This is a genomic window from Hassallia byssoidea VB512170, from assembly GCF_000817785.2.
Taxonomy (GTDB): Bacteria; Cyanobacteriota; Cyanobacteriia; order Cyanobacteriales; family Nostocaceae; genus Hassallia; species Hassallia carrinoi.
Genome location: NZ_JTCM02000181.1, coordinates 1 through 7058, shown reverse-complemented (window position 1 = coordinate 7058; position 7058 = coordinate 1). Strand labels below are relative to the sequence as shown.

General features: G+C 43.3%; 8 protein-coding genes and 2 pseudogenes. 9 read left to right on the top strand and 1 reads right to left on the bottom strand.

Annotation, left to right across the window (positions count from 1 at the left end):
* The first annotated feature begins 125 nt into the window (after positions 1 to 125).
* From PI95_RS37620 to PI95_RS33980, 9 genes and pseudogenes are all read left to right on the top strand, one after another.
* On the top strand, positions 126 to 269 hold the full coding sequence (locus PI95_RS37620) for a hypothetical protein (protein WP_373695732.1): 144 nt from the start codon (positions 126 to 128) through the stop codon (positions 267 to 269).
* A gap of 205 nt (positions 270 to 474) precedes the next feature.
* Positions 475 to 834, top strand: coding sequence for a DNA cytosine methyltransferase (locus PI95_RS37615; RefSeq protein WP_163519450.1), 360 nt, complete (start codon positions 475 to 477; stop codon positions 832 to 834).
* A 42-nt stretch (positions 835 to 876) separates the two neighbouring features.
* On the top strand, positions 877 to 2481 hold the full coding sequence (locus PI95_RS34010) for an ASCH domain-containing protein (RefSeq protein WP_163519449.1): 1605 nt from the start codon (positions 877 to 879) through the stop codon (positions 2479 to 2481).
* 171 nt (positions 2482 to 2652) lie between these two features.
* Complete coding sequence (locus PI95_RS34005; RefSeq protein ID WP_039753144.1) at positions 2653 to 2886, top strand: hypothetical protein; 234 nt, start codon at positions 2653 to 2655, stop codon at positions 2884 to 2886.
* A 1000-nt stretch (positions 2887 to 3886) separates the two neighbouring features.
* Positions 3887 to 4123: a hypothetical protein gene (locus PI95_RS34000; protein ID WP_163519448.1), complete on the top strand. Its 237-nt coding sequence runs from the start codon at positions 3887 to 3889 to the stop codon at positions 4121 to 4123.
* 187 nt (positions 4124 to 4310) lie between these two features.
* On the top strand, positions 4311 to 4691 hold the full coding sequence (locus tag PI95_RS33995) for a hypothetical protein (RefSeq protein WP_039753141.1): 381 nt from the start codon (positions 4311 to 4313) through the stop codon (positions 4689 to 4691).
* Positions 4688 to 5101 carry an HNH endonuclease gene (locus tag PI95_RS33990; protein WP_039753139.1) on the top strand — a complete coding sequence of 138 codons (414 nt, stop codon included), beginning with the start codon at positions 4688 to 4690 and terminating at the stop codon, positions 5099 to 5101. Before PI95_RS33995 ends, PI95_RS33990 begins: the two co-directional genes overlap by 4 nt.
* A gap of 258 nt (positions 5102 to 5359) precedes the next feature.
* Positions 5360 to 5617 (top strand): annotated as a pseudogene (locus tag PI95_RS33985) (DNA-binding protein); the annotation flags it as partial.
* Positions 5618 to 6015: 398 nt separating this feature from the next.
* Positions 6016 to 6330, top strand: a complete 315-nt coding sequence (locus PI95_RS33980) for a hypothetical protein (RefSeq protein ID WP_052325801.1) — start codon at positions 6016 to 6018, stop codon at positions 6328 to 6330.
* Between the two features lie 542 nt (positions 6331 to 6872).
* Here the strand turns inward: PI95_RS33980 and PI95_RS33975 are convergent.
* Positions 6873 to 7058, bottom strand: a pseudogene (locus PI95_RS33975) (tyrosine-type recombinase/integrase); the annotation flags it as partial.

The following is a 7058-nucleotide window of genomic DNA, read 5'->3' as shown; positions in this document are numbered from 1 at the left end:
GACAAAAATGGCATAAGCCTTCATCTGTAAAATGTCGTGGGGGATCGAGGATCTAGTAAACAAGGCTGTCAATGAGTGTCTATTGTTTGTGAAACCCTACAGGTTTTAATGAACTTGATAATTTGATGGTGGGTTTTGAACCAGGTACGCTCACCATTGTTGCGGGTCGCCCGTCAATGGGCAAGGGGCGCGATCGCTCTCAATTTGGCTCATTCTACAATGCTCTTCCACAACTTGCCTGTAGTTATATTCTCATTAGAAATGACTAAAAAGCAGTTGGAGTATAGATTATGGAGTTTAATCAGCGTTACTCAGCAATATGAAGAGTTAGAACTCAAACCACTATGAGCGCGATCGCATTCGTCGGCATCGTTCTGGCGGTAAGCCCCTGGCTGAGTGGGAATTTGATAACGCTGTGCGAGTGTCACGAATTTTGTCAAAGCACCCTAAGAAAAAACCTTACACAGCGTTCCCATTCATTCGGACATTACCAACTTTAACGCATTTTCCTATGATGGAGCCTTCGATATTATCACAGGTGGAGTCCCCTGCCCTCCCTTTAGCCGACAAGGAAAACATCTGGGACCAACAGACAATCGCAACCGAAGGAGTGACTTCCTCCGCGTCGTTGCTGGATGCAGACCAAGATGGGTCATCATCGAGAACGTCCCCGGACTGCTCGATGCATCCGCTACACTAATCCTTGACAAATGTGGACAGCCAACATCTGTAAAATGTCGTGGGGAGTTGCGGATCTACAAAACAAGGCTGTCCACATTTGTCTACGGAAAGACCCTCCCTCGCTCCAGGCGAACCAAAAGGTTCATTCTTTAAACGATACGAGAGCGACTTTACCGCCATCGGGTACGTGGGGGAATGGTTGGTACTCAGCGCAGCCGAGTTTGGATTGCCCCACTACCCTTGAAAGACTGTTTATTGTTGCCTACCCCCACAGCACTGTCTTCATTGAACAGCCTTCCTTGGTTGAACAAATTCGAGGTGAAACTCAAAGATCTAGGGCTAATTCAATGTGGCGAGGTAGCAAATCCAGAATTGCTGGAGGTGATGTTTGGCTTGCCGATGGGGTACTCGTCCCCTGTGGAGTTAAAAGCAGAGACGGCACCACCCGCCGCCGCCGCGAAGCCCTCGGTAACACAATTTGCAAGCAAGCTGCGATCTGCGCTTCGCTCTTTACTCGCTTCGCTATCACAGCCCGACAACGGGTACTCTACCTCAACGAATTGTGTCCCTAAAGAGTCAACAGGTAATTATTCCACTTCAACTGACTCACACTGGTTAGCAATTAGTCTTTGGCAGCCTTGGGCATCTTTAATCCCTTTGGGTCTAAAGCATTACGAAACCAGAACAAAGAAGACTAACTACAGGGGCAAGCTGCTGATTTGTTCAACTGCAACTCATACAGCAAAACAATATCAGCAATATTTTAAGATTTGTGAAGAATTGCAACTTCCACCTTGGGAAAAAACCAATTTTCCATGCGGATGTGCGATCGCAATTCTAGACTTAGTAGACTGCATTGAGATGACGGCTGAGTTTATCGCTCAACAGTCAGCAACTCAAATTCTCTGCGGTGACTGGCGAAGAAGGCGTTATGTTTGGAAGTTAGAAAATATCCAACCTCTAACAGAATCGTTTGCAGTTAAGGGGAAACAGGGACTTTTTAATATTTCCCTTGCCATTCAAGACGATCTAAAAGAGTTATTGCAACGGCTGAATAATGGTTGCAGCGATTCCAAGCAATTACTGGGGTGTATTGAAAACAGCCCTAGTAATGATGCAGAACAATTCGGGATACCCACCAGTAAAGATAGCCCTAGTACCGACGGGGAACAATCTAATTTACACCCCAGTAAAAATAGCCCTAGTACAAAACGCAGACATTGGGGAGAAGGTAACGGCACTATCCATTGGCGCACTATTACCAAAAATGGAAAGGACTATCCCCAGGCTTACTATCATTGGAAGGAAAACGGAAAAAAAAGAAGCAAGTACATCAATCAGCAATTAATTAGACTGGTTCAAGAAGCAGAAGACCAAAAACGCCCAGTTATAGAGATTTTGGGATTGTTAGGTGTTGTGCCTGCACAAGTCCCAAAAACATTACTGGGGTGTATTGAAAGTAGCCCTAGTAATAATGCAGAACAATTAGGGATACCCACCAGTAAAGATAGCCCTAGTACCTCGGATGGACAGTTGTCAGTGCCCACCAGTAAAGACATCCCTAGTAAAACTAGGCGAAACAAAGGTAGTGGTACTGGCTCAATTCAATGGAAAGTTATTACCAGAAATGGCAAGGATTATCCCCAAGCTTGGTATCACTATGAGTTTTGGAAAAATGGCGTTCGCCAGGTTAAAAAGAGCAGGTACATTCCAAAACGGCTTTTGGGGAGGATTGAGAAGCTAGAAGCAGAAAAAGCCCCAGTTAGAGAGATTTTGAGCTTATTGGGTGTAAAATGGTAGCGGGTTAAAGCTGGGGGTTGTTAAGGTGCTCTTGTGCGGCAGGGGTAGCCCAAACTGCACAAGCAGAGTACGGAAAACTGGAAATACTCTTTTTAACAAGTACGTTTATACTATAATTTTACTAGTTTTAGAGGCAAAGCAGCAATAAGAGCAATCTTTACAGTAGAATAAGTGACCGAATTATTATGGTTGGCTCCCTTCGCGCTACGACAAATACAGAAGTCGAAGACCTATTTCCGACAGAATTTGAGCGCAAAAATTTTCACAAAACGCTATTTTCGCGCTACTGATGATAATTTTGATGAAGTAGTTGAGGAGGATAAACCTATTATTCCTCAAACCCAAGAGTTGGCAACAAAAAATGGTTTAAATCTTGAGCCTGGATGGAAAGTAGAAATTGCTTAGCAAGCTAAGACACGTCTTCTTAAGGATAAAGACCCAAAATAAGCGAAACGAAGATATTGTAAAGATTTGGAAGAATCTTTTTCTACAAATATAAATAGGAAATTAAAAAAGAATCCAGAATTTAGAATTCAGAATTCAGCTTGGACAATTAGTGGGGTCTAGCCACCAACAGTTAAGACCACCAAATAGATATTTTAGGTAGAGATAACTTAAACCCTCTGATTCATCCACTCCTACGCACAGAATTCCTACTGAATTCTGGTTCCAGGCTCCTGAATTCTTTCTTATTAAAAAGTTTTAGAATCAGCCCCGTAAGACTGCCAAAGCCTCTGCAACCTCTTTCCCCTTCTGCTCAATAAAATCCAAAAACTCTTTTGGAGTGCGAGTGTCTTCCTCTATCTTGGCGTTGAGATTTACAGCCTTAAGGCAAACTCTAGGGTTCGGTGGGAGTGAGGAGCAGCCCTCGCCCAGTTATAGAGATTTTGGGATTGCTGGGTGTTGGCAAGAGTCCAAGAGAGGAAACATTACTGGTGGGTATCCAAAGCAGCCCTAGTAACGATGCACGGCAGTCAGAGATACCCCCCCAGTAAAAACAGCCCTAGTAACAATGTGGGACAGTTGTCAGTACCCCAGTAAAAACAGCCCTAGTAAAATGAGACGGGACAAAGGATTGGGTAGCGGCGACCTTCAATGGAAAACCATTACTCTGAACGGCAAAGACTACCCTCAAGCTTGGTATCACTATGAGTTTTGGTTTGATGGCGATTGCGCGTCTAGCACTGCCCGAAGGGCAATCGCAAGCGTCAAAAAGAGCAAGTACATCCCAAAACGGCTTTTGGGGAGGCTTTAGAAGCTAGAAGCTTCTTCTAAAATTGCCGACACAAGCGCAGCAAGAATTGCACTGTCGCTTTATCTACAAAATCGTCCCTCACCTCCCAATAACTCTTGGGGGGAAGAGCGAGACAAAAAAGAAAGCTATCGCTTCCCCAAAGATAGGGGATTGACAGAAGCTAACTGCAAGAGCGAACTAAATAATATTATCAAACAATACGAGCAAAGACTCAGTTCGCCCAGACTCAATCCCCTGGACGAATTTGATAGATTGCTACCAACTTGTTGCCCAGGCGGCAGTCGATTTCAACAACAAAACTTCTTAACTTTTTTTGCGGGTAAGGACTTGCTCTACGGGATGCGGGAGCAACTTTCTAATTTTGGCAAATGTGACTTCAGGGGGTAGATTTGAGCGTGTGAAGGGATTGTCGATTTATTCGCCAGTTCGAGGCTATTCTCAGTTTTATGAAAGGTCGGATTTTGCTTGTTGTGGATGGGGAGAGTTTGTGAGGGTTTTGAACAGCACCGAAGAGTAGTAAAGCTATAATTGGGATACGAGAGACAAGCCGGATAGCACTAAGGGAGCGATCGCAATGGCAGAATTAACCATTCAAATTTCTGATGAACTGGCTCAACGTTTAGAACCTTTGCAAAATCGCTTACCCGAATTGCTTTGGCGATTATTAGACGTTGCTAGTTTACCACAGGTTCAGCCAACAGTCTTAGCTGAGACTACAGATATTTCCTCCGTTTATCAAGAAGTTCTTGACTTTTTAATTAAGCGTCCAACCCCAGAAGAAATTATTACTTTTAAAGTTTCACCCCAGGCTCAAATACGCCTGCAAGCATTATTAGAAAAAAATCGCTCTACAATACTCAGTTCAATGGAATTAGCAGAATTAGATGTTTACGAACAATTAGAACATATGATGATTTTATTAAAAGCACGAGCCTATTCAGCATTAAATAAATGACATCTAATTCAATTCCTGCCGAACTACGTAAGCTAGTAATAAAGAGAGCATCTGGACGCTGTGAATATTGCTTAATTCATCAAGATTTTTCTATATATACCCATGAAGTAGACCATATTATTGCCGTAAAGCATGGGGGTGAAACTACCGCTGATAATTTAGCACTTTCATGTTTATCCTGCAACCGTCATAAAGGTTCAGATTTCGCCACTATAGACCAATTTACTAAAGAAATTATCCCATTGTTTCATCCCCGTCGTCAGGTTTGGGATGAACATTTTTATATTGTAAATGCGAGAATAGAAGGGAAAACTCAGATTGGTCAAGGGACTGCAAGATTGCTTCAGTTTAATGTTCCTAATCGCGTGCTTCAACGGCAAGTGTTGATGAGTCAAGGGCAATATCCGTAGATAGTCTCACCCAACTTTTTACCACAAGGGAGAACGCTTGTTCATGGGAATGAACTTCTTGCCTCAATTGTGCAGAACAAAGATTGCATTTGGGACTTATGGCATATTACAACATACTAAATATCTCAAAAGCAAATATATTAGATATTTTTAATTGCCCAGAGCGCGAGCGCGCATCTCCCCCGACGCAAGTAATTTTGCTCAAGAAATTCTAGAAATCAACTTTCACAGGCTACTTACCTGGAGGGAAACACTACCTTGAAGACACCAAAAACACTATTTTTAGCTTGGCTTGACCCCATTAGTCGCTATTGGTTCCCCATTGGTCGGTTAACATTTGACGGGGGTATCTATCAATTTGTCTATACCCAAGGTGTAAAAGAGGCTCAAGAGAAATGTGCTTTTAAACCTTTGTCTTCGTTTCCGCGCTTAGATGAAATCTATACATCAACTCAGTTATTTCCAGTGTTCGCGAATCGGTTAATGTCTCGTTCGCGTCCTGATTATTCAAGTTTTTATGTGAAAAATCCCCGACCTTATTCGCGGACTAATTGAAATTTTCTCCCAAATTGGGGATCAAAGGCGCAAAATTCATACGAGATAAGACCTTGGTGCAATACTCTTGTAGAGAGCGATCGCCGTTTAGTACGAATGAATTTGGGTTACACAAACATAATTTTCAATTAGTCCGCGAATATTTTCAAATAGTCTGCGACAATTTGAAAATAGTCTGCGAACCGACATCCCGTATCACTTCAGGCATAATTGTTGCTCTCAATAGTGATGATAGCAACAAGATATCGTTCCTGATATCAAAATGAAAGAATTCAAGTCCGACAAAAATAATTTGATTCCAAAGAGCCAGATGCTATCATCAATTTTGATAACAACAAGATATCATTATTGATATCAGAATGAAAGAATTCAAGTCCGACAAAAATAATTCGACCCCAAAAAGCCAGATGATTCGCGTGCCAACGGTGCTCATAAAGCGCGATCCGCGAACTATCAAAGGCTACACCGCGCCCTTGCATACAGATGTGTTACTGCAAGGTTTGCAGGATTTGATATCAAGTCTTGATAGCAAAAGTGATATCGACATTGCAGCAAGTAGTAAATTAGTCAAGCAGCTTGAGATGAGGCTGGAAAAACTCGAATCCCATCAAGCAGCAAGCAGCGACTTGGTTTCAAAGTTAGAAGCGGTTACAAGGGAGGCTAGATCTTCTTGAAGGAGCGATATCTTCTCTTCTCTACGAGAGGCTGCGCCAACGAGACGCTACGCGGTTTTCATGCGCGTAGCGCTGTACGATAAGCTTTCCTACGGAACGCTCCGCGTTAAGCGTTCCCTTCGGGACACTTCGTGAACGCGTAGCGTGTCCCCTTGGGACTCAGCTATGCCGTAGGCTTTACGCTAACGCTTCTGGGAGATTAAGCAACAACACCAAACCTCGAAGACAATCATACCCATACCAGCAGCAAGAAGTCGAAGTGCAACCATTCCCTCCTGAAAAATTGGCGCAGCGATTGGGTTTAACATCGTCAAAAAACGCATCTGAGAGAGAAAAACTCACTACCAAAGAATTTATCAGCTGGACTCGTAACCGCGATCCCCGGGGTATAGGTTGGGAGTTTCACCAAGATGATGGACTCTATCACCCCATCAAGTGAGCGATTTGCCTCCAAGCAGAGCGAGGAACGGAGCGAGTAAGAGCGTAAAAGGCGATCGCTTGAACCAAATGCTGTTTCATTAGCTGTATGAGTAAAGGAAAATCTAATCAATCATATCTGCCAATAAATTCGTCAAAACTTCTTGACCTTTTTTACGGTTGTCGTCGTACTGGTAAAGCACATCCAGCTTAACATGGCGGCTGACTTTTTGCGCCTTTCTCACATCCCCTGATGTTGCTTCCAAAAGTGTTGTAATACCGCTGTGGCGGATGCGGTGTGGTGACATTAA

Coding starts and splice junctions, on each gene's coding strand:
- PI95_RS33990 (WP_039753139.1), top strand. CDS start 4,688: ATGACATCTAATTCAATTCCTGCCGAACTACGTAAGCTAGTAATAAAG.
- PI95_RS33995 (WP_039753141.1), top strand. CDS start 4,311: ATGGCAGAATTAACCATTCAAATTTCTGATGAACTGGCTCAACGTTTA.
- PI95_RS34010 (WP_163519449.1), top strand. CDS start 877: ATGGTTGGTACTCAGCGCAGCCGAGTTTGGATTGCCCCACTACCCTTG.
- PI95_RS33980 (WP_052325801.1), top strand. CDS start 6,016: ATGAAAGAATTCAAGTCCGACAAAAATAATTCGACCCCAAAAAGCCAG.
- PI95_RS37620 (WP_373695732.1), top strand. CDS start 126: ATGGTGGGTTTTGAACCAGGTACGCTCACCATTGTTGCGGGTCGCCCG.